Raw genomic sequence first — 21,990 nt, forward strand, 5'->3', positions numbered from 1 at the left:
TATCCCTCTTTACACAACGCATTTGAAGTAAAAAAATATTTTTTATCTATAGTATTATGCTCCTTAATAGTAGATAAAAAAATAAAAGACACGAGGCCGTGTCTTTTATTTTTTTAATCAAGAAGAGTTGAATCTTCTGCGCCCTCAGCACCAGAATCTTCACTAATTCCGTGATGCTCACGAATAAAGAAAGCAATTTCTTCTCTTAAATCTGTATTTTCTTTTAAGAACTGCTTCGAATTTTCACGACCTTGTCCTAGGCGTTCTTCATTATAAGAATACCAAGCACCGCTCTTTTGAACGATATCAAGCTCAGAAGCCATATCCAAGATTTCACCTTCTCTTGAAATACCTTCTCCGTACATAATATCAACTTCAGCAACACGGAATGGTGGTGCTACTTTATTTTTCACTACTTTTACTTTTGTTTTATTACCAACGATGTCGTTACCTTGCTTTAATTGCTCCGCACGACGCACTTCAAGACGAACAGTTGAATAGAATTTCAACGCACGACCACCTGGAGTTGTTTCTGGGTTTCCGAACATAACCCCAACTTTTTCACGAATTTGGTTAATAAAGATTGCAATTGTTTTTGATTTGTTGATTGCTCCTGAAAGCTTACGAAGTGCTTGTGACATTAAACGTGCTTGTAAACCTACGTGTGAGTCACCCATGTCGCCTTCAATCTCTGCTTTCGGTACAAGAGCTGCTACAGAGTCAATTACGATAATGTCAACCGCACCACTTCGTACAAGTGCTTCCGCGATTTCTAATCCTTGCTCCCCTGTATCAGGCTGTGATAATAGTAATTCATCTATGTTAACGCCTAATTTTTGTGCATATACAGGATCCATTGCGTGCTCCGCATCGATGAATGCTGCTTGTCCACCTTGACGTTGTACTTCTGCAATTGCATGTAATGAAACTGTCGTTTTACCTGAACTTTCAGGTCCGTAAATTTCGATAATACGGCCACGTGGATATCCGCCTACCCCTAGTGCCACATCAAGTGCTAAAGAACCACTAGAAACCGTAGAAACTCTACGCTCCGCTTGTTCTCCTAATTTCATAATTGAACCTTTACCGAATTGCTTCTCTATTTGTTTTAACGCCATATCTAACGCTGCTTGACGATCACTCATTCAAAATTCCTCCTTAACTGAATTGCTAATCTTATTATACCTATTTTCAATTCAATTTGCCAACAAAAATCGAACATTTATTCGATTTTTTTATTTTCTATCAAATAATATCTAAATTTAACCGTAAAAAAACTAGAAGAAACTTATATCTCTTCTAGCTTTTTATATAAATGATAAAATCCATATTTTGCTGTTCGTTCTCTAATTTGTTGACGACTTCCGCTTAAATTAAGAGGAAAGACTACAGTTGGTTCATCCTTAATCGAAAGCCCAACAAATACTGTTCCTGGTTCTTTCTGTTCTGAAGCATCTGGCCCTGCTACCCCAGTGAAACTAATTCCAATATCCGCTTTTAGTACATCCTTAACATTTTCAGCAAGATAACGAGCACATTCTTTACTAACTGCACCATCAGTATGCAACACTTCTTCAGGCACACGTAAAACATATTGCTTCACATCATTATGATAACAAATGACACCGCCTTTAAACACAGAAGAAACACCAGCGTTTTCAGTTACTTGATTTCCAAAAAGACCACCTGTTAAACTTTCTGCACACGCTAAAGTTAACCCTTTTCTCTTCAATAACTCGATTGCCTTATAATGCAAAAATTCTTGGTCATATCCGTAGAAAAATTCTCCTACTCTTTCTAAAATCAAATCTTCCACATGTTGAATTAGTTTCTCCGCTTCGCTAACATTTTGATGCTTAGCGGTTAAACGTAATGTCACTTCTCCATCATTTGCTAACGGGGCAATTGTTGGGTTTGTTTGTCCATCAATTAAATCTTGAACTTTCACCTCTAATTGGGACTCCCCAATGCCGAAGAAACGAAGCACACGAGAATAAATGTTTTCTCCTGTTGTAAAATTACGTAAAAAAGGCTCTACGTAACTTACATACATTGGTTTCATTTCTTTTGGCGGCCCTGGTAATAAAATATAAACTTTTCCGTTCTTATTTACCCCCATACCCGGCGCCATACCGTGGTCATTTGCAAATACTGTTGCTCCATTTAAAACGAGCGCTTGCTTTTTATTATTCTCCGTAAATTCACGGCCTGTACGCTTAAAGTAATTACTTATTAAGGCTAATGCCTTTTCATCATACACAAGCTCTTCATCTAAACTAGCAGCTATCGTTTCTTTCGTTAAATCATCTTTTGTCGGTCCTAATCCACCTGTAAAAATAAGTATATCAGCACGTTCTTCCGCAGCTTCAATCGCCTTTTGCAATCGCTTATTATTATCACCAACAACAGTATGATAGTACACGTTAATTCCGATTGAAGCTAACTTTTCAGATAAAAACTGGGCATTTGTATTTGCAATTTGTCCAAGTAATAATTCAGTTCCAACCGCAATAATCTCAGCATTCATCCCAATTCCCCCATAAACTTCTATTTTGAGTTTACAAAAGCAGCTCTATTTTTCCAGAAATAATCCCATCCTGAAATAACAGTAAAGATTAATGCAATCCATATGAAGATATCCGCAACTGGAATATGGATTAAATTTAAAGGTACATCGTGTAATAAATATGCTGCAATCGCAATAATTTGTGTCCATGTCTTAATTTTTCCTAGCTGGTTTGCTGCAACTACTTCCCCTGTTCCAGCAAGTACAAGACGTAAACCAGTTACCGCAAACTCACGACTGATAATTACAATAACAATCCAAGCCGGTACATATTGCATCTCTACCAATGTAATAAGTGCTGCCGAAACAAGTAATTTATCAGCTAACGGGTCAAGAAACTTCCCTAAATTCGTTACAAGATTATATTTTCTTGCGTAATGTCCATCAATCCAATCTGTAGCTGAAGCAATGATAAAGATAAGTGCCCCCACTAAATGTTGAATCGGTAAATCAACATCACCAATTTTGTATGAACCCCAATCAAAGGGTGCTAACATAATTACCATAAAAATTGGAATTAAGAAGATTCTAGATATTGTAATTTTATTTGGTAAATTCACAGCTATTCCTCCATCATATCAAAAACATTTGTTCATCGAAAAAAAGTCATCGAAGCGATGACTGTTATTGTGCAGGTTGCTCTATCCCTTGGTTTTTTATCACCAATCTTTGGTGAAGTTCTTTTTCTGGATCCAATGGATAAGCGACCACTTGGCCATTCAGTTTAACTTCAACATTCGTTGCATTTCCAATATTAAGTCGCACTTCTTTTAATGTTGATACATCACGTTTTTCTATTTGGCCCTCTTGTACTGTAGCGTTTAGAATCACATTCCCAGCATCATCTTTAACATCTACATAACTCGCACCTTTACCCGATAATTCCAGTTCTAATGTTTTATTATTATGAATTTCCAAAGTAGATACCTTTCCAGTTGTTCCAACTACTTTCACTTCTTGCTGTCCAGTTGGTTGTGCTGGTTGCTCCTCTTTCTTTGGTTCTTCTTTCTTTGGTTCCTCTTTTTTTGGCTCTTCCGCTTTCACTTCATCTTTCTTCGTATCTAACGGAGAATCTTTCGCTTTTTGAACTTCAATTTTCTCACTTTGAGCACTCGGAACTTTTTCATCATCTTTTCCAGTTAACGCTTGAAACACAAACCAGATTACCACTCCAACTGCGATTACTAACAGCGCAACTAAGATTTTCGGCATGTGATCTGCAATTGGCCATGATGAAGATTTTTGCATTGTTTCTTGTGTTTTTTGTCCCGTTGATACTTGTGGAACTTCACGCTTTTCAGATTGTGGTATCGTACTCTGATGTTCTACGAGCAGTTCCTCTCCATTTAATCCAACCGCATCTGCGTATTGTTTAATGAATGCACGCGCATAAAAAGCTCCTGGCAATACATCATAATTGCCTTCTTCAATTGCCACTAAATGGCGTTTTTGAATTTTTGTAATCTCATGTAGCTGATCAATAGACAAGCCTTTCGCTTCTCTTGCTTCTTTCAGCTTTTGTCCCAATTCCGTCACTACTAACACCTCAATATTTCTTTAAAAGTCAAACATAGAGAAATTATTTTGCGTACCTTGCTCAATTTCATCTACTAAATTATATTGAATTTCTTCATCATAATCGTTACGCAACTCGATAATATAATCAAAATCATCCAATGTGTATTCTGACTGACTCACAAATACATCAGGATGTTCCACAACTTTCGTTGCAGGCAATCTCATAATTTCACGAACGAGCTGCCAATGTCTTTCGTTAGCACGCTTCGTTGACACAATTCCATCTAGGATGAAAATATTGTCATCGCTATACTCATCTTCAATTAATTGACTACGAACAGTTTGCTTAATAAGAGTAGATGATACAAATAACCACCTTTTATTTGCACAAACACTTGCAGCAACAATGGATTCTGTTTTTCCGACACGAGGCATTCCGCGTATCCCAATTAGTTTATGGCCTTCTTTTTTCATAATTTCTGCCATAAAGTCTACAAGTAAGCCTAATTCATCACGCACAAATCGAAATGTTTTCTTATCATCTGCATCTCGTTGTATGTACCTACCATGTCTAACCGCTAGCTTATCTCTTAGCTTGGGCGGACGATATTTCGTTACCGTTATGTTATCCATCGTATTTAAAATTGATTCAAGTCTAGAGATTTGCTCTTGATTATCACACATAAGAAGTAACCCACGTCGTGCATTATCTACACCATTAATTGTGACAATATTAATGCCGAGCATACCGATTAACGAAGAAACGTCACCAAGCAAGCCAGGTCGGTTTTTATGTATTTCATATTCAAAATACCATTCAATCATCCAAGATCACTCCCCTTGCTTACTTTACACCTACGTACTATATTATATGATTTCACCTTAATAGGGAAGCTAAATGTATAATCTACCCTGTGTAATTATTATACAAAAAAAGTAGAGAGGAGAATCTCCTCTCTACTTTTACTTATGTTGTACGAACTTAACCATTAAATTTGCAATTGTATGTTGCTCCTGTTCATCAGCAACTTTCCAAAGCTCAGCTAATAATTTCTCTTGGTCATTGCGTCCTTCTACCTCATTAGCAAGATAGTCGCCAACACGAAACGCCATATCTGATACCGCACCGCCATCTAAACCTTTGTCTTGCGCTTGCTCTAAACGTTCTCCTAAAAAGCTCTTCCACTGATCAAAATTATCTAATACTGACATAATTAAGCACCTCACTATTGAGTAATAAAATCATCCTTAATTTGTGCAACTATTCATTTTTTATGTAAGAATTTTTTAGCAGTGCCAACCGCCATTCACTCCGATAATTTGTCCAGTTATGTAAGACGCTCCTGGTGATACGAGGAATGAAACTGTTTTCGCTACTTCTTCTGGTAATCCTATTCTACCTAATGGTATATCTTCAGCAATTCCCATTTTATCTTCTTCAGAAAAAACACTTAACATTTCCGTTTCAATTGCTCCTGGTGCTACTGCATTCACACGTAATCCACTTAAAGAAACTTCTTTCGCTAAAGCTTTCACATATGAATTTTGTGCCCCTTTTACCATTGAATAAAGCACTTCACAAGAAGCCCCTATTTGTCCCCATATAGATGAAACAATTACAATATTACCACTTCTTCTCCCGATCATAGGCGGAAGTGCCATAGAAAGTAATTTATATACGTTCTTCACTTGAAGTTCTACCATATAATCCAATTCATCGTTTGTTACATCTGTTACTAGTCCAAAAATACTCTTCCCAGCTGCGTATACAATAACATCAATAGGATGTTCAATTTGTCCCCACAATTGCTCTGCTCCATCACTAGAAGCTAAATTCGCTTGAACAGGGATAACTTCTCCCCATGCCTTCTGCAATTCCAATACCTTTTCTTCACTGTTATTGTAATGAACATAAACTGTATATCCATCTTGAATTAATTGTTTCGAAATAGCAGAGCCAATTCCTCCGCTCCCTCCAGTTACTAACGCATACTTTTTCATAAAGTCCCTCTCTTATCTCTACAAGTTCAATTTTCACATAACTAAATAATACCCTCATCTTACAATTTTTCAATGATAAGATGAGGGTATCTTTTTAATTTTATTTTTTCGGTAACACCTGACAAATACTCATTTTGTCTTCTGATAACAATAATTTCGCTACTTCTTGTAAGTCTTGAACGGTTAGTCCTTCTAATACAGTCAATGCGTCAAATAGGCTAGATTCATTAAACGCGTATCGTGTAAATTGATTTGCAATATATTCTGGTGAATTCAACGAGCGTAAAAAACCACCAATTTTCTTTTTCTTCACTCGTTCTAATGCCGCCGCATCTAATTGATCATAATCTGTTTTTAATAAAATATCTTTTAAACGATTTGCCAATTCATCAGGTTGTTTCGTATCACCGCCAACCATTGCAAAACCGAAGTTATTTTCTTCTGTATAGTCATACGAGAATGAATCATCAATAAGCCCTTCATTATATAAAGTTTCGTAATGAACAGAACTTTTCCCAAATAAATAATCTAAGAGTAACGTAAGCGCAATTTCTTGTTTTAAAAGCGCTTGCCCCTTTTCCTTTAAATTAGTCGCTTTAATACCAACTAAACATTTCGGTGTTTGCACAGGCATTGAAATAATTTTTTTCTTTTCATTTACCTCATTTGGTTCTTCTTCAAATGAACGCACAATTTCTGGCTGGTTTTTATAATCTTTTTTCGCTTGATTTTCACGTACTAAATCCATTGTTTTCTCTGGATCAATTGCACCCACAACAAATAATAACATATTGCTCGGATGATAAAATGTTTCATAACATTCATACAATAAATCTTTCGTAATTTTACTAATAGATTCGATTGTCCCTGCAATATCAATTTTAATTGGGTGTTTTACAAACAAGCTATCAATTAACCCGAAGTACAAACGCCAATCTGGGTTATCTTGATACATTTGAATTTCTTGCCCAATTATCCCCTTCTCTTTTTCAACCGTTTTTTCAGAGAAATAAGGCTCTTGCACGAAGTTTAGCAATGTATTTAAATTTTGTTCTACGTTTGAAGTACATGAAAAAAGGTAAGCTGTTCGTGTAAAGGATGTAAAAGCATTTGCCGATGCTCCTTGTTTACTAAACAATTGGAAAGCATCGTGATCTTCTTTTTCAAATAATTTATGCTCAAGAAAATGTGCAATTCCATCAGGCACACGAATCATTTCTTCTTTCCCTAATGGTACAAATGTATTATCTACAGAACCATATTTCGTCGTAAACGTCGCAAATGTTTTATTAAATCCTTGTTTCGGTAAAACATATACATCTAATCCATTAGGAAGTTTTTCATAATAGAGTGTTTCTTTTAATTGCTCATAAACAATTTTCTCCATTTACTCTCCCTCCGTTCCTTGTAAAAAGTAAATTGTATCTAGTTCAATATTTTTAGCAACTTTTACAATTTCTTCTTTCGTCACACTTTCTATACCTGTAAGCCATTCTTCAACTGGACGTGTACGATCTGAAATAATACCATGATATAGCATTTCTACAAAGCCACGTGGTGTATCAATTGCCTCTAATATTTGATTTTGGATGACACTTTTTGTTTGATGTATTTCTTCTTCAGAAAACTCTCCGTTTTGCATCGCAAGCATTTGTTCTTTAATAATCTCAACTGCTTTTTCATAATTTTTCGCTTCGATTCCTGACATAACAAATAATAAACCTTTATGACTTTCAAAGCGCGATGCTGCATAGTACGCTAAACTATTTTTTTCACGCACATTTACGAATAACTTCGAATGAGAAAAGCCACCAAACAATCCATTGAACAATTGCAATGCAAAATAATCTTCATCTTTATATGTGACAAATGTACGATAACCGATGTGTAATTTACTTTGTTTTAATTCTTGTTTTTCAACAACTTCTTTTTCTTCATTATTTCGTCTATGAAGGAGTACATTTCTTTCTCTCACTGGACGAGTTGAAATAGAAAAATACTTACTTACAAGATCAACGGCGTTTTCTGAAATATCACCAATAATATATAGATCCATTTCATCTTCCGCTAACACCTTTTGATAATATTGATACAAACTTTCATTTGTAATAGACATAACACTCTCTTTTTTTCCATTTGCACTTAAACGATACGGTTCTACTTTGCACATTTCTTCAATTAAACGCTCGTTTGCATAACGCATTTTATCATCATAAGTAGCTTCAATTCTCTGTAACAGTGCTCTTTTTTCACTTTCTACGATAGAAGATAGGAAACCGTTCCCCTCCGTTGCTGGATGTAACACAATATCTGACAACATAGAAAGCGCTTTTTCAAATAACGGTGGTGCATCATGTAAATAAACTTCATTTGCAATGTCTACATAAATGGAGATAATATGGTCTTCCCCTTTTTTACTTACATCTACCGCTAAAGAAGATCCGTATAATTCTTCTAAATATTGACGAAGACGAATTACAGAAGGTAATTTTTCTGTCGCACTTTGCAATACGTATGGCAATAGGGCACGCTCTGTCACCGTCTCCTCATTTAAAGGCGCTTTAAAACGAAATACAAAGGTATTCGTTTTATATTTATCAGTCGGAATAATATGTACGCGCAAACCACCTAACTCATGTAGTTGTTGTTCCATTAGTTTCATTTATAGCCCTCCTTTACGTATATAGGAATATTCCTCTTCAATATACAGTTTTTAGAAATAAAAAATCAACTTTTCTCCCTTATTATGCTTACATATGATTCTTTCTAAAAACTTTAATATGTAAGGAACATAGTAAAATTCCGTATTAAATATATTCTATGTAAAAAAGCCCACACTAATGTGCGAGCTTTTTTATACTTATAAAATACTTATCGTTTTCCTTTTTCATAAGGAGTTCCTAAAGCTTTCGGAGCTTCAGAACGACCTACAAAACCGACAAGCGCTAATATTGTGAATATATATGGTAATATCGTTAATAAAACACTTGGAATTTGATCTAATACAGGGATTGTTCCGCCCGTTACACTTAGAGATTGCGCAAAACCAAAGAATAGAGCTGCACCTAGTGCGCCTAGTGGATTCCACTTTCCAAAAATCATAGCAGCTAAAGCTAAGAAACCTTGTCCTGTAATAGTTGCCCCTGAGAAGTTATTAGAAATTGACATTGCAAAAATCGCTCCACCAATTCCAGCAAACACTCCTGAAATACAGACTCCAATATAGCGCATTTTATATACGTTAATCCCCATCGTATCCGCTGCCATTGGGTGTTCACCAACAGCACGTAGACGAAGACCGAACGGTGTTTTATAAATAACATACCAAACAACGAATGCTAAAATAATGGCAATATATGACGTTATTGGTACGTTCGAGAAAAATATTTTCCCTAAAACCGGAATATCCGAAAGGCCTGGAATATCAATCTTTTCAATACGATACTGAATAAAGTCAGTCTGCCCTTTATCAAAAATCTTCTTAATTGCAAATACTGTTAAACCAAGAGATAAGAAGTTAATGGCTACACCACTTACAACTTGATCTGCTCGGAATGTAATAGAAGCTACCGCATGAAGTAATGCAAATAACCCACTACCAATTGCCGCAAATAGTAACGCAATCCACGGAGTCATCGTTCCCCAAGTATCACCCATTAATAAGTTTGTAACGACTCCAATAAATGCACCAAATAGCATTAGTCCTTCTAATCCGATGTTTACAACACCCGATCGTTCACTAAATACACCACCTAGTGCTGTGAAAATGATAGGTGCCGATGTATATAACGTACCCGTCACAAGAATGGCTAATATATCTAAAAAACTCATTTATTTCCCCTCCTTGCTCATGCGTGTAAGCGCCCATCTTAACACATAACTACATGCAACAAAGAAGATGATACATGCAATAATTACATTAATAAGCTCTGACGGTACATCTGCCTCAAAGTTCATTTGAGGGGAAGCACTTTTCAAACCACCAAATAATAAAGCTGAAAGGATTATACCAAACGGATTATTCCCTCCAAGTAATGCTACGGCAATCCCATCAAATCCTACTCCTGTAAACGAAGACATCGCTGTCATACTCTGGAATGTCCCTAATCCTTCCATCGCTCCACCAATCCCCGCAAATGCACCAGCAATTGTCATGGAGAATACTACATTACGAGAAACTTTCATACCTGCATATTGAGAAGCATGCTGATTAAATCCTACTGACTTTAATTCGTAACCTAAAGTTGTTCGATCTAATAAGAACCACATTAAAATAGCGATTAAAATTGCTACAATAATTCCCCAGTGTAGACGTGAACCATCAGTAATAGAAGCAAGCCAGTCTGAAGATAGTGACGCACTCTCTTTAATATCATACGTTTTGTCATTACCCGCATGTAAGAAACGCTTAATGATGTCATACGTTACATACAAAGCGATATAGTTCATCATAATAGTTACAATAACTTCATTCACTTGAAACTTCCCTTTTAAATATCCCGGAATGAAGCCCCAAATTCCGCCCACCAATGCTGCAAATAAAATAGATAATGGAATATGAAGGAAAGCTGGTAGTGAGACTGCATAACCGAACCAAACCGCTGCAAGCCAACCAACTAACAATTGACCCTCTACCCCGATATTAAATAAACCTGTACGAAATGCAAACGCCACCGATAAGCCAGCAAGAATAAGCGGTATCATTGTACGAAGCGTTTCACCAATCGCACTTGCGCTGCCGAACATTCCTGTCCAAAGTGCACTATAACCAACAATTGGATCATAGCCACTAACTAGCATTACAATCGCTCCTACAAGTAAGCCGAAAATAACGGATAGTACTGGGACTAAAATATTTATCGTTCGTTCTGTTAAAAGCTTTTTAGCCATTTGTACCCACCTGCTCCTTCTTTGTTCCTCCAGCCATTAACAATCCAAGCTGTTGTTCATTCGTTTCTTTCGCATCAACTATTGCTACAATTTCCCCTTCATAAATAACAGCAATTCGATCGCTAACATTTAAGATTTCATCTAACTCTAATGATAAAAGTAATACACCTTTTCCTTTATCCCTTTGCTCTATTAATCTCTTATGAATAAATTCAATTGCTCCTACATCTAAACCACGTGTTGGCTGTGCCGCAATTAATAAATCTGGATTTCGGTCTACTTCACGTGCAATAATTGCTTTTTGTTGATTCCCCCCAGATAGAGCACGTGCTAACGTTTGCTCACTAGGTGTACGCACATCAAACTGTTCAATAAGAGCCTTTGCTTTTTCTGTAATTTTGCTGAAATTTAAAATCCCTTTCTTTGAAAATGGATTTTTATAATACGTTTGCAGAACTATATTATCTCTAACAGAAAAATCAAGAACGAGTCCGTGTTTATGACGATCTTCTGGAATATGACCAATTCCTTCTTCTGTTATTCTTCTAACAGGCCAATTTGTTATTTCTTTTCCTTTAATTGCAATAGAACCTGACTCAACTTTTCGTAAACCAGTAATTGCTTCTATTAATTCACTTTGTCCGTTTCCATCAATCCCTGCAATCCCAACAATTTCCCCCGCACGAACAGTTAAGTCAAGGCCTTTTACAGCAGGTAGTTGACGTGCATCGTGAACAACAAGGTTTGCAATTGAAAGTACCTCTTCTTTTGGCTTCGCGTCTATTTTTTCTGTTTTAAAATTCACTTGACGTCCGACCATTAATTCTGCAAGTTTATTTTCATCCGTATTTGCAACGTCAACCGTTCCAATCCCTTTTCCTTTACGAATAATCGTACAACGATCGCAAACTTCCATAATTTCTTTCAACTTATGTGTAATAAGAACAATAGATTTTCCTTCTTGCACAAGCTTTTTCATAATTTGAATTAGCTCATGAATTTCTTGCGGTGTTAACACAGCTGTTGGTTCATCAAATATTAAAATTTCTGCACCGCGGTAAAGAGTTTTCAAAATCTCAACACGCTGCTGCATACCAACTGAAATATCCTGTATTTTCGCATATGGATCTACAGATAAACCGTATTGTTCAGACAGTTTTTGAATTTCTTTAGCAGCTTCCTCAACAGCAATTTTCCCTTTTTTCTTCGGTTCATTTCCGAGAATAATATTCTCTGTAACTGTAAAATTATGAACAAGCATAAAGTGTTGATGGACCATTCCAATACCAAGGTCATTTGCTATATTCGGATTTGTGATTTTTACAGGTTTACCTTTAATTTTAATTTCGCCCTGCTCTGGTTGGTACAAACCAAATAGTACATTCATCAATGTGGATTTCCCTGCACCATTTTCTCCAAGTAAAGCATGTATCTCACCCTGCTTTACTTGCAGCGTAATATCATCATTCGCTACAATGCCTGGGAATACTTTCGTAATGTTATTCATCTCAATTACGTATTCCATTGTGTTCCTCCTTTTAACAGGGAACATTCCCTATTACACTATTAACTTATTAAGCAATTCGGAAGTTTTATACATACAAAGGTTAGTTCTATGAACTAACCTTTGCTATTTCTCTATTTATTTTTTTAGAGAAGCTTCGTATTCTTTATACTCTTTATCTGTAGCTGGCACTTTAATTTCACCGGCTGTAATTTTCTTTTCAAGCTCTTCTACTTTTGTTAAAATTTCAGGGTTAACTTTTTTCACGTTATCAGTTGTTTTTGAAATACCAATACCGTCATCTTTTAAGCCAAACTCTTCAATTTTCCCACCTTTTAAATTCCCATCTTTTGCTTCTTTAGCTACTTTTTCTACAGCTACATCAACACGTTTAATCATTGAAGTTAATGTTACATTTTCAGGCATACCTTCTTGATGTTGGTCACGGTCAACACCGATTACCCAAACATTTTCACCTTTTTTCTTACGGTTTTTCGCTTCTGTGAACACACCGTTACCTGTACCACCAGCAGCATGATAAATTACGTCTACGCCTTGACCATACATTGCTGAAGCAAGAACTGTACCTTTTTCAGGCTTATCGAATGCTTCTGCATATTCAGATACGATTTCAATGTTTGGATTTACTGCCTTTGCACCAGCTTTAAATCCATTTTCAAATTTACTAATTAAATCACTTTTCATTCCACCAACAAATCCTACTTTATTCGATTTTGTTGACATAGCTGCTACCGCACCTACAAGGAATGATCCTTCATGATCTTTAAACGTAATGCTCGTTACGTTCGGTGCATCTACAACAGTATCTACGATTGCAAATTGTTGTTTTGAAGATTCTTTTGCTACTTCTTTAATTGCACCTTCTAATTTATAACCAATTCCGAATGTTAAATCATATTTATCTTTTGAGAATTTTTTTAAATTCGGAATATAATCAGCTTCTTTTTCAGACTGAAGGTAACGATAATTTGTCTTTTCTTTTAAACCATTATCTTTACCAAACTTTTGTAACCCTTCCCAAGAAGATTGGTTAAATGACTTATCATCAACGCCCCCAACATCCGTTACAAGACCAACCTTGAAATCTTTATTGTCTTTCGTGTCTTTCTTGTCACTGCTCGCCTTATCCGAGTTACCACATGCACCTAAAACTGTACTTGCTGCTAAAGTTAATGATAATAAAAGGCCTGCTTTTTTCTTCATACTAGAAACCCCTCCAAAAATGATATATATTTATTTATTCTTACGCTGCTGTTCCTTACTTCTTGCTGTCACCTCCCTAAAAAGGAATTTACCTACATACGCTTTCTTAATACGTGGAAGCTAAATTTATCAGCTCTAAAGTAATTGATAGAATATAAGATTGGCTCATCATTTTGATCATAGTGCATTTGTTTTAATACAAGCAGTGCTGTTTCAGGCTCACATTCTAAAATTGGTGAGATTTTAGGGTGATAGCCAATTGGCTCAATGTGAGCAACCGCATATGTTATGCGCTTATGCGTGTTATTATGTATCACCGTTAATAATGATTCCTCATTGTAACCCGATAAGTCTGGCAATATTTCTTTTGCAAGTTTATCGATACAATACACAACAGGTTCCCCATCTGCTGTACGCACGCGTTCAATCATCACTGCATTAAAACCATCTTCACTATTAAACTTCTCTTTTTCCTCTTCTGTTAAAGTTGTAGTAGATGATGATAAAAAGATTGTTCCTGGTGTTTTCCCCACACTAGAAATCATATCTGTAATACTAGAAAGTTGTTCTATTCCAGAAGAAAATAATGGCTTTGCATTTACAAATGTCCCTACACCATGTCTACGAATGACAACATTTTCTTCTTCTAAAATACGCAACGCTTCCCTTAAAGTCGCTCTACTTACGCCAAGTTCTTTCGCTAAATCAAACTCTGATGGTAACTTTTGTCGTTCTTTATAAGCGCCATCTTTAATTTTTTCTTTGATGTGATCAATCACCCGTAGATATAGGTGACGACTATCAGATTTTACTGACATAAGACTCCCCCGCATTTCAATTATTCGACCTCTGATGTAAGACTTCTTTTCTCTTTTTTCAACTTACAACATAGTACAAATGACTAAACACCAAAATAAGTGTAATTGTCGAATAAATAATAATAATTTTTTAAAATAAAATTTTCACTCTTTATTGCATAAAAAAAACTTTGCACCATAAACATTCCTCATTTCGAGAAAAAGTTCGGCACAAAGATCCTTTACATCCTTTGTTACACACTTTTCCCCTCATAGTCTAGCAATTCATGGTTGCCAGGTAGAAACTTATGGACCTTATCTCCAAGATTATATGAGGCAGTGATTCTTTTCGAAGTAATCTTACCACTTGCTCTCATACGTGTCAACAAAATCTAACATTTTTCTGCATTAAATATCGAACATTTACATAAAACATACTAAAAGTATTCGTATTCTAAAGGGCACCCCTAAATGTAAGCCCTTTCTTTATCACTGAGTATAGTATATAACAAAAACACTATATAAAAAAGCCTAATTGTAAAAACAATTAGGCTTTTTTTAAGAACTTTTTTCTTGTACATCATTAATGAGTACTTCCCTCGGTTTACTCCCTTCATACGGACCTACTACACCATTCATTTCCATTGCATCAATTAGGCGAGCAGCTCGCGTATAACCTACTCTAAACCTACGTTGTAACATAGAAACAGATGCTGTTTGCATTTCCACTACAAGTTGAACCGCTTCATCATATAATTCATCTTCTACTTCCTGCTTCGTATCAGGAACATCTTGCGGAATCATATCTTCTTGATATTGTGCTTTTTGCTGTCCAATAACATATTCTACAACTCTCTCAACTTCATCATCTGATAGAAATGCGCCTTGTACACGTACAGGTTTCGATGCACCAATAGGTATAAACAGCATGTCTCCACGACCTAGTAGCTTCTCTGCACCACCACCGTCAAGAATTGTACGAGAATCTGTTTGAGAAGATACAGCGAATGCAATACGTGATGGAATATTTGCTTTAATAACACCCGTAATAACGTCAACTGACGGACGTTGCGTTGCAATAATTAAATGAATACCAGCAGCACGAGCCATTTGCGCTAGACGCATAATCGCATCCTCTACATCAGACGAAGCAACCATCATTAAATCTGCTAACTCGTCCACAATTACTACAATATAAGGTAATTCGGGTTGTTTCGCTTCTGATTGACTATTATGCTCTTTTATATAATCGTTGTATCCTTCAATGTTACGTGTACCACTATGAGCAAACAATTCATAACGACGTTCCATTTCACTCACAACTTTTTTCAATGCTTGCGATGCTTTTTTCGGATCAGTTACAACTGGCGTTAACAAATGAGGCACACCGTTATATACATTTAGCTCTACCATTTTCGGGTCAATCATCATTAATTTTACTTCATGTGGTTTTGCACGCATTAAAATACTAACAATAATACCGTTAATACATACACTTTTCCCGCTACCTGTCGCACCAGCTACGAGTAAATGAGGCATTTTATTTAGACGGGCTAATACAGCTTCACCTGTAATATCTCGGCCAAGACCAATTAACAACTTCTCTTCCGGATGATTATTAGCCTTAGAGTCAAGAACTTCCCTCAGCGTTACCATCGAAACCTCTGAGTTTGGAACTTCGATCCCTACAGCTGATTTCCCGGGAATTGGCGCTTCAATACGAATGTCCTTTGCAGCTAAAGCAAGGGCTAAATCATCACTTAAACTGACAATTTTGCTTACCTTTACCCCCATATCAGGATACACTTCATATTTTGTAACTGCAGGACCTCTATGCACTTTTGTTACTTTCGCTTTCACTCCAAAACTTTGGAATGTACGTTCTAATTTACGAGCATTCTCATAAATTTCCGCATTTTCATTTGTAACTTGCTTATTCTTTGGAAATTTTAATATATCAAGTGAAGGAAGCTTGTAATCTTTATTTTCTACATTTGAAAATTGCATAGGAGGTGCTTGCGCTTCACTCTCTAACGATTCAACAATTTTTTCTCCACGCTTTTTCTTTGGTTCTTCAATTGGCGGAGTCTCTTCAATAAACGGTGAAGTGATCAACTCTTCTTGCTCTACTTCGATTCGTTTATCCTCTTCTTCATTTACAGGATAATTCTCAGTGAAATTCGAAATAATCGGAGGATCAATTGAGATTTCTTCCATCGGCTCAATAATTTCTTCTTGTTCTGCAGCACGTTTGCTTCTTGTGCTTCTTGTTGTTTTTTTCTTTTCTGTTTGTTCAGCCGTTCTTTTGGCTCTCCAATCTTTATAATCCCCTTGCATCACTTGAAACTGACTTCTAAGAATTCTACCAACTGGAGCTAACACTTCTCCAATATGCTTATTTGTTATACAAAGTATACCGAGAATAACTAGAATAATACCAATGATATAAGCTCCTACTTCGTCAAATAAGAAGTAACATGTTGCGAACATAAGCGCACCAAACATACCACCACCTAAATGAACGCTATCTGGCCCCTTTTTCATTTCAAGAAAGAAGTTATCTTTCGTACTCACAATAACAGAAGTATTTTGCACTGCTCCATCTTTTGTAAGAAGGTTAAATAATGTAATATGACTAAACATTAATATCGCCAATACAATTAAATAAAATCCAATTAATCGTTTATTTAAAAGGTTCGGCCATCCGCGTTTTATAACAAAGGAAACCGATAAAGCTATTACACCTAACACACCAATTATGTACCACTCACCAAAGAAGAAGCGAAAAAATAACACAAACGATTTCCCTACAACGCCTAGCTGTAAAATCGTAATGATTGAAAGTGCAAAAAGAGTTAAACCGACGATTTCATAATACAAAGTTGGCTTTATCGTACGTCTTGCCTTTGCCTTCGTCCCTCTTTGCTTTTGTTTTGCCATTTCTTCACCTCGTGTTCTACATATAAGTAAAGCTCCCTTCAAAACGCTCTATTTATATGTCTGTTTTCTCTATTTTTCTGGTCTTTATATCTTCTATTTTTACACTTCTTGTAAAATGCTAAATAAACAGAAGAAAGCAGCCTACTCATGGCTGCTCAACCGTCTTGTTTTTTATATTATACCATAGCTTCTAAACAAAATCCTTCTTTTTGCTAAAAGGTTATTTTCTGACCGGGCTCAAACTCTAAATAGTGAAGTGGGTCCGTACTTAGCACACGTACAATAGAATAACATCCATGTTCCTCTTCAGAAACCATTAATTCCACACCATTTATATTTACAACTTTTTGACTTTCACATTGTGAATAATCGACCGGATACACAAGTTGCTCTGGCATAATTGTATATAAAATCATTGTAGCATTGTCCCTTCTGTACTATCTTCCGCACGAACATCTATTAATTCGTTTAATTTTCGAATCGCATTTCCAATACCGCCGACATCATCTATAAGACCGTACTTTACTGCATCCCCACCAATTACATTCGTCCCAATATCTCGCGTTAAATTTCCTTTCGCAAACATAAGCTCTTTAAAACGATCTTCTGTTACTTTCGAGTGCTTCGTCACAAAACGAATGACTCTTTCTTGCATCTTATCCAAATACTCAAATGTTTGTGGCACACCTATGACAAGACCTGTTAAACGAATTGGATGAATTGTCATCGTCGCAGTTTCCGCAATAAACGAATAGTCAGTAGAAACAGCAATCGGTACACCGATGGAATGTCCCCCACCTAAAACTAGAGATACTGTTGGTTTTGAAAGTGAAGCTACCATTTCAGAAATTGCTAGCCCAGCTTCAACGTCACCTCCAACTGTATTTAATATTAAAAGCAAACCTTCAATTTTCGGATTTTGTTCAATCGCAACAATTTGCGGAATGATATGCTCATATTTTGTTGTTTTATTTTGCGGTGGTAATTGAACATGACCTTCCACTTGTCCGATAATCGTTAAACAATGAATACGTGATTCATTCATCTGTGGTACATTTGTCTGTCCAAGCTGTTGAATTTTTTCAACTATTGAAGCCTCTTTTCCAGCTTCTTTTGGCTCAGCTTCTTTTTCTTCATTTGTATATCGATCACGTTCTGTCATTTCGCATCCCCTTTCACTCGTATATAACTATTATTTCTTAAGTTATAAATTTCATTCGATAGGGTTAAAAAGAAAAAAGATCACCCATAAGGGTGATCTTTTTATACTTCCATAATAATCGGTAAAATCATAGGTTTTCTCTTTGTCTCTTCGTACAAGAACTGTCCTAATAATTCACGAATATTTTGTTTTAACATTGACCATTCAATTGAATATTCTTTAATTGACTGCTCAACAATCATACGTACAATCTCTGTAGATCGTTCAATTAACGCTTCTGATTCACGAACATATACGAAACCACGTGAAATGATTTCTGGGCCAGAGATAATTTTCTTTTCATCTTTACCAAGCGTTACAACAACTACTAGTATTCCATCTTGAGATAACATCTTTCTATCTCGAAGAACGATATTACCAACGTCACCTACACCTAATCCATCAATTAAAACATTACCAGCTTGTACTTTACCGACTAAGTTTGCTTCATCGTCACCAAAAGCAATTACATCGCCTTTTTCTACGATAAAGATATTTTCTCTTGTAATACCTACATCTTCAGCTAAATATGCATGTGCTTTTTGCATACGGAACTCACCATGTACGGGTACAAAGTACTTTGGTTTCATTAAATTTAACATTAATTTTAATTCTTCTTGGCTACCGTGACCTGACACGTGAACTTTTCGTTCACCGTAATAAACAACTTCAGCTCCAGCTCTAAATAACAAATCAATAATTTTTGATACAGATATTTCATTACCCGGAATTGGCGAAGCAGCAATGATAACAGTATCACCTTTACGAATTGAAATTTGTTTATGCGCTTGTTTTGCCATTCTAGATAGAGCAGCCATCGGTTCACCTTGACTACCTGTCGTTAAAATAGCTACCTTTTTCTCTGGGAAGTTGTCTACTTCTTGTAATGAAATAACCATACCTTCTGGAACATCTAAATAACCAAGACGTCTTGCAATGTCTACTACTTTCACCATACTACGTCCTACTACTGCTACTTTTCGCCCTGTTTCAGCAGCTGCATCAAATACTTGTTGAATACGATGTACATTCGATGCAAATGAAGCAACGATAATGCGACCTTCTGCGCCGTAGAACACTTTAGAGATTTCTACACCAACTTCTTTTTCTGAACCTGTATAGCCTGGGCGCTCTGCGTTTGTACTATCAGATAATAAGCAAAGTACGCCTTCATTTCCGATTTGTGCCATTTTACCAAGGTCTGCTCCACTATTTCCAATTGGAGTTTGATCGAATTTAAAGTCTCCCGTATATACGACTGCACCTTTTGATGTATGGAAACAAACGCCAACAGAATCCGGAATACTATGTGTCGTTCCGAAGAATGACACCGTTGTAGTGTTAAATTCTACTGTTGAATTTGAATCGATTGTTTTTAGGTCTACACGGCCTAACATGCCCGCTTCACCAAGTTTTTCTTGTATAAGTCCTACTGTTAATTTCGTTGCATAGACTGGAATAGATAATTTACGAAGTACATACACAATTCCACCAATATGATCTTCATGACCGTGAGTAATAAATAAACCTTTTACTCGCTCTTGATTTTCCACTAAATATGTAATATCAGGAATAACGATATCAATTCCAAACATTTCATCTCCCGGGAACATTAACCCTGCATCTACGATAAAGATTTCAGAATCAATTTCAACACAGTACATGTTTTTCCCGATTTCACCTACTCCACCAAGAGCAAATACTTTAACAGACTCATTCTCTTTTCTCTTCATGTTGTTGCCTGGTTTAAAAATCTTGCAAACACTGATTTCACTAAAATTGCAGAGACACCAGGGGAAACTCTACAACCACCATATTTTCACCGTCCAAGACGAATGTCCTTACCGTTATGCGATATCATGTCCTTGTTTATTTTTTAAACCAGGTTTCACCTCTCTTTCATTATATAAATCAAATATCTTATTCGATATGATATGAAAATTTAATTAAATTATAATTTTTCCCAATTTTGCTAAGCATACCCGTACTAAGCTACTTAGCCATATTATACCTGATACAAGAAATAGAACACAAGTTAAATCGTGCGAAAGAAAGAGGAAAAGAACGGAATGACAACAAAAGTATCGAACGTATTTCCTTTATATTTACTCCGATTTTATACTCCATATTATTTTGAAGAACTAGCCATACATACGCTAAATTCATTTCATAATAGGGAGTTTCAAGATTTATTTTTCTAGAATCCAACAAAAACACTTACAAAATGGAGTTTTTTTATGAATTACGTCACATTTGAGGGGATTTCTCTAAAAACAGACACCGTAGTTTATTACGTTTATGCCATAATATCTATCATTTTTCGACTCAGTTAAAGGGGTACGATTATTTTCTTATACACATAATGAAGAAGCGATTAATATTCTTATAAGAACACATATAAGTAAGAAAAAGAGGAAAAGATTTGCATATAATAAAAAATGACCTAGTTCTACACTAGGTCATTTTTTATTAACGAGGGATAGATTGCATTACAGATTGTAACGTTACTCTTTCTTCTTCTGTTAATGGAAGAAGTGGTAAACGTACAGAACCTACATCTAATCCAACCATTTGTAACGCTGTTTTTACTGGAGTTGGACTTGGCGCCATAAATAATGAATCAGTTACTCTTACAAGTAATTGATGTAATTTTTGTGCCTTCTTAAATTCTCCTGCTTGAAATGCTGTAATCATTTCTTGCATTTCGTTTCCGATAACATGAGAGGCTACCGAAACGATACCTTTCGCTCCAACTGCCATAGCTGGTAACGTTAAACCGTCATCACCGCTGTATACCGCAAAGTCGTCCGCTGTTTTTTCAATGATTTCTGTCATTGTTAACACATCGCCGCCGGCATCTTTAATAGCAACAATGTTTTCTATTTCTGATAAACGAACAACTGTATCAACGGAGATTTGTACAATAGATCGTCCTGGAACGTTATATAGCATAACCGGAAGCGGCGTGCTTTCAGCAATTGCTTTAAAATGCTGATACATTCCTTCTTGACTCGGTTTGTTATAATACGGTGCTACTAGCATTACTGCATCCACACCAACTTCTGTTGCCTTTTTAGTTAAGTCAATAGAAGCATGCGTATTATTGCTACCTGTTCCAGCGATTACGGGCACTCTTTTATCGACAACAGATACGACATGGCGATATAACGCTACTTTCTCTTCTGAAGTTAATGTAGGAGATTCTCCTGTCGTTCCTCCTACCACGATTGCTGTTGTACCGTTATCAATTAAATAATTTACCAATTTCGTTGTCTTTGCAAAATCGATATTCCCGTTTATATCAAACGGTGTTACCATCGCGGTTGCAATTGTCCCAAAATCTATCATG

The 21,990-nt window shown here is 36.1% G+C and carries 19 protein-coding genes and 1 riboswitch; all 19 genes read right to left on the reverse strand.

The annotated features are described in order from the left end of the window. Positions 1 to 113 precede the first annotated feature (113 nt). The gene (gene recA / locus ACTFR3_RS09980; protein WP_001283860.1) at positions 114 to 1,145 is read right to left on the reverse strand and encodes a recombinase RecA; all 1,032 of its coding nucleotides are present in this window, start codon (positions 1,143 to 1,145) and stop codon (positions 114 to 116) included. Positions 1,146 to 1,288: 143 nt separating this feature from the next. Beyond that, complete coding sequence (gene cinA / locus ACTFR3_RS09985; protein ID WP_000990690.1) at positions 1,289 to 2,527, reverse strand: competence/damage-inducible protein CinA; 1,239 nt, start codon at positions 2,525 to 2,527, stop codon at positions 1,289 to 1,291. A gap of 20 nt (positions 2,528 to 2,547) precedes the next feature. Further along, positions 2,548 to 3,126, reverse strand: coding sequence for a CDP-diacylglycerol--glycerol-3-phosphate 3-phosphatidyltransferase (pgsA, locus tag ACTFR3_RS09990; protein ID WP_001052967.1), 579 nt, complete (start codon positions 3,124 to 3,126; stop codon positions 2,548 to 2,550). A 64-nt stretch (positions 3,127 to 3,190) separates the two neighbouring features. Then, a complete protein-coding gene (locus ACTFR3_RS09995) occupies positions 3,191 to 4,102 on the reverse strand; it encodes a helix-turn-helix domain-containing protein (RefSeq protein ID WP_000137461.1) in 912 nt (303 codons plus the stop codon). A 21-nt stretch (positions 4,103 to 4,123) separates the two neighbouring features. Further along, the gene (locus tag ACTFR3_RS10000) at positions 4,124 to 4,909 is read right to left on the reverse strand and encodes a DUF3388 domain-containing protein (RefSeq protein ID WP_000574107.1); all 786 of its coding nucleotides are present in this window, start codon (positions 4,907 to 4,909) and stop codon (positions 4,124 to 4,126) included. Between the two features lie 138 nt (positions 4,910 to 5,047). Next, positions 5,048 to 5,296, reverse strand: coding sequence for a DUF3243 domain-containing protein (locus ACTFR3_RS10005; RefSeq protein ID WP_000114450.1), 249 nt, complete (start codon positions 5,294 to 5,296; stop codon positions 5,048 to 5,050). Positions 5,297 to 5,371: 75 nt separating this feature from the next. Then, entirely contained in the window at positions 5,372 to 6,085 is a 714-nt protein-coding gene (ymfI, locus tag ACTFR3_RS10010) for an elongation factor P 5-aminopentanone reductase (RefSeq protein WP_000759604.1), read from the reverse strand. A 100-nt stretch (positions 6,086 to 6,185) separates the two neighbouring features. Next, positions 6,186 to 7,472, reverse strand: a complete 1,287-nt coding sequence (yfmH, locus tag ACTFR3_RS10015; protein WP_000411976.1) for an EF-P 5-aminopentanol modification-associated protein YfmH — start codon at positions 7,470 to 7,472, stop codon at positions 6,186 to 6,188. Continuing rightward, positions 7,473 to 8,747 (reverse strand): EF-P 5-aminopentanol modification-associated protein YfmF, encoded by a 1,275-nt coding sequence (gene yfmF, locus ACTFR3_RS10020; RefSeq protein ID WP_000772418.1) that lies wholly within the window; start codon positions 8,745 to 8,747, stop codon positions 7,473 to 7,475. Positions 8,748 to 8,956: 209 nt separating this feature from the next. Continuing rightward, entirely contained in the window at positions 8,957 to 9,916 is a 960-nt protein-coding gene (locus ACTFR3_RS10025; protein WP_000008856.1) for an ABC transporter permease, read from the reverse strand. Then, positions 9,917 to 10,975 (reverse strand): ABC transporter permease, encoded by a 1,059-nt coding sequence (locus tag ACTFR3_RS10030; RefSeq protein ID WP_001085254.1) that lies wholly within the window; start codon positions 10,973 to 10,975, stop codon positions 9,917 to 9,919. Further along, a complete protein-coding gene (locus tag ACTFR3_RS10035; RefSeq protein WP_000456914.1) occupies positions 10,968 to 12,500 on the reverse strand; it encodes an ABC transporter ATP-binding protein in 1,533 nt (510 codons plus the stop codon). The genes ACTFR3_RS10030 and ACTFR3_RS10035 overlap by 8 nt, the downstream gene beginning before the upstream one ends. 117 nt (positions 12,501 to 12,617) lie before the next feature. Further along, entirely contained in the window at positions 12,618 to 13,703 is a 1,086-nt protein-coding gene (locus ACTFR3_RS10040; protein ID WP_000725771.1) for a BMP family lipoprotein, read from the reverse strand. Positions 13,704 to 13,795: 92 nt separating this feature from the next. Further along, positions 13,796 to 14,521, reverse strand: coding sequence for a GntR family transcriptional regulator (locus ACTFR3_RS10045; protein WP_000114182.1), 726 nt, complete (start codon positions 14,519 to 14,521; stop codon positions 13,796 to 13,798). Between the two features lie 232 nt (positions 14,522 to 14,753). Further along, positions 14,754 to 14,855: riboswitch (purine riboswitch) on the reverse strand. A 203-nt stretch (positions 14,856 to 15,058) separates the two neighbouring features. Next, positions 15,059 to 17,440, reverse strand: coding sequence for a DNA translocase FtsK (locus ACTFR3_RS10050; protein WP_001118782.1), 2,382 nt, complete (start codon positions 17,438 to 17,440; stop codon positions 15,059 to 15,061). Positions 17,441 to 17,652: 212 nt separating this feature from the next. Beyond that, positions 17,653 to 17,856 carry a YlzJ-like family protein gene (locus tag ACTFR3_RS10055; RefSeq protein WP_000605036.1) on the reverse strand — a complete coding sequence of 68 codons (204 nt, stop codon included), beginning with the start codon at positions 17,854 to 17,856 and terminating at the stop codon, positions 17,653 to 17,655. Next, complete coding sequence (gene tepA, locus ACTFR3_RS10060; protein ID WP_000139806.1) at positions 17,853 to 18,602, reverse strand: translocation-enhancing protein TepA; 750 nt, start codon at positions 18,600 to 18,602, stop codon at positions 17,853 to 17,855. The genes ACTFR3_RS10055 and tepA overlap by 4 nt, the downstream gene beginning before the upstream one ends. 101 nt (positions 18,603 to 18,703) lie before the next feature. Next, a complete protein-coding gene (locus ACTFR3_RS10065) occupies positions 18,704 to 20,374 on the reverse strand; it encodes a ribonuclease J (protein ID WP_000823096.1) in 1,671 nt (556 codons plus the stop codon). A 736-nt stretch (positions 20,375 to 21,110) separates the two neighbouring features. Further along, positions 21,111 to 21,989, reverse strand: a complete 879-nt coding sequence (dapA, locus tag ACTFR3_RS10070) for a 4-hydroxy-tetrahydrodipicolinate synthase (protein ID WP_000564763.1) — start codon at positions 21,987 to 21,989, stop codon at positions 21,111 to 21,113. Position 21,990: the final 1 nt, after the last annotated feature.

Origin of the sequence: Bacillus cereus group sp. MYBK14-1 (assembly GCF_051916885.1) — a bacterium.
In the GTDB taxonomy this organism is placed as follows: domain Bacteria; phylum Bacillota; class Bacilli; order Bacillales; family Bacillaceae_G; genus Bacillus_A; species Bacillus_A cereus.

What these genes read in the sequence shown, in the direction of transcription:
- recA (WP_001283860.1), bottom strand. Translation starts at nt 1,145, where the DNA reads ATGAGTGATCGTCAAGCAGCGTTAGATATGGCGTTAAAACAAATAGAG.
- cinA (WP_000990690.1), bottom strand. Translation starts at nt 2,527, where the DNA reads ATGAATGCTGAGATTATTGCGGTTGGAACTGAATTATTACTTGGACAA.
- ACTFR3_RS10000 (WP_000574107.1), bottom strand. Translation starts at nt 4,909, where the DNA reads ATGATTGAATGGTATTTTGAATATGAAATACATAAAAACCGACCTGGC.
- ACTFR3_RS10005 (WP_000114450.1), bottom strand. Translation starts at nt 5,296, where the DNA reads ATGTCAGTATTAGATAATTTTGATCAGTGGAAGAGCTTTTTAGGAGAA.
- ymfI (WP_000759604.1), bottom strand. Translation starts at nt 6,085, where the DNA reads ATGAAAAAGTATGCGTTAGTAACTGGAGGGAGCGGAGGAATTGGCTCT.
- yfmH (WP_000411976.1), bottom strand. Translation starts at nt 7,472, where the DNA reads ATGGAGAAAATTGTTTATGAGCAATTAAAAGAAACACTCTATTATGAA.
- yfmF (WP_000772418.1), bottom strand. Translation starts at nt 8,747, where the DNA reads ATGAAACTAATGGAACAACAACTACATGAGTTAGGTGGTTTGCGCGTA.
- ACTFR3_RS10025 (WP_000008856.1), bottom strand. Translation starts at nt 9,916, where the DNA reads ATGAGTTTTTTAGATATATTAGCCATTCTTGTGACGGGTACGTTATAT.
- ACTFR3_RS10030 (WP_001085254.1), bottom strand. Translation starts at nt 10,975, where the DNA reads ATGGCTAAAAAGCTTTTAACAGAACGAACGATAAATATTTTAGTCCCA.
- ACTFR3_RS10035 (WP_000456914.1), bottom strand. Translation starts at nt 12,500, where the DNA reads ATGGAATACGTAATTGAGATGAATAACATTACGAAAGTATTCCCAGGC.
- ACTFR3_RS10040 (WP_000725771.1), bottom strand. Translation starts at nt 13,703, where the DNA reads ATGAAGAAAAAAGCAGGCCTTTTATTATCATTAACTTTAGCAGCAAGT.
- ACTFR3_RS10045 (WP_000114182.1), bottom strand. Translation starts at nt 14,521, where the DNA reads ATGTCAGTAAAATCTGATAGTCGTCACCTATATCTACGGGTGATTGAT.
- ACTFR3_RS10050 (WP_001118782.1), bottom strand. Translation starts at nt 17,440, where the DNA reads ATGGCAAAACAAAAGCAAAGAGGGACGAAGGCAAAGGCAAGACGTACG.
- ACTFR3_RS10055 (WP_000605036.1), bottom strand. Translation starts at nt 17,856, where the DNA reads ATGATTTTATATACAATTATGCCAGAGCAACTTGTGTATCCGGTCGAT.
- tepA (WP_000139806.1), bottom strand. Translation starts at nt 18,602, where the DNA reads ATGACAGAACGTGATCGATATACAAATGAAGAAAAAGAAGCTGAGCCA.
- ACTFR3_RS10065 (WP_000823096.1), bottom strand. Translation starts at nt 20,374, where the DNA reads ATGAAGAGAAAAGAGAATGAGTCTGTTAAAGTATTTGCTCTTGGTGGA.
- dapA (WP_000564763.1), bottom strand. Translation starts at nt 21,989, where the DNA reads ATGATAGATTTTGGGACAATTGCAACCGCGATGGTAACACCGTTTGAT.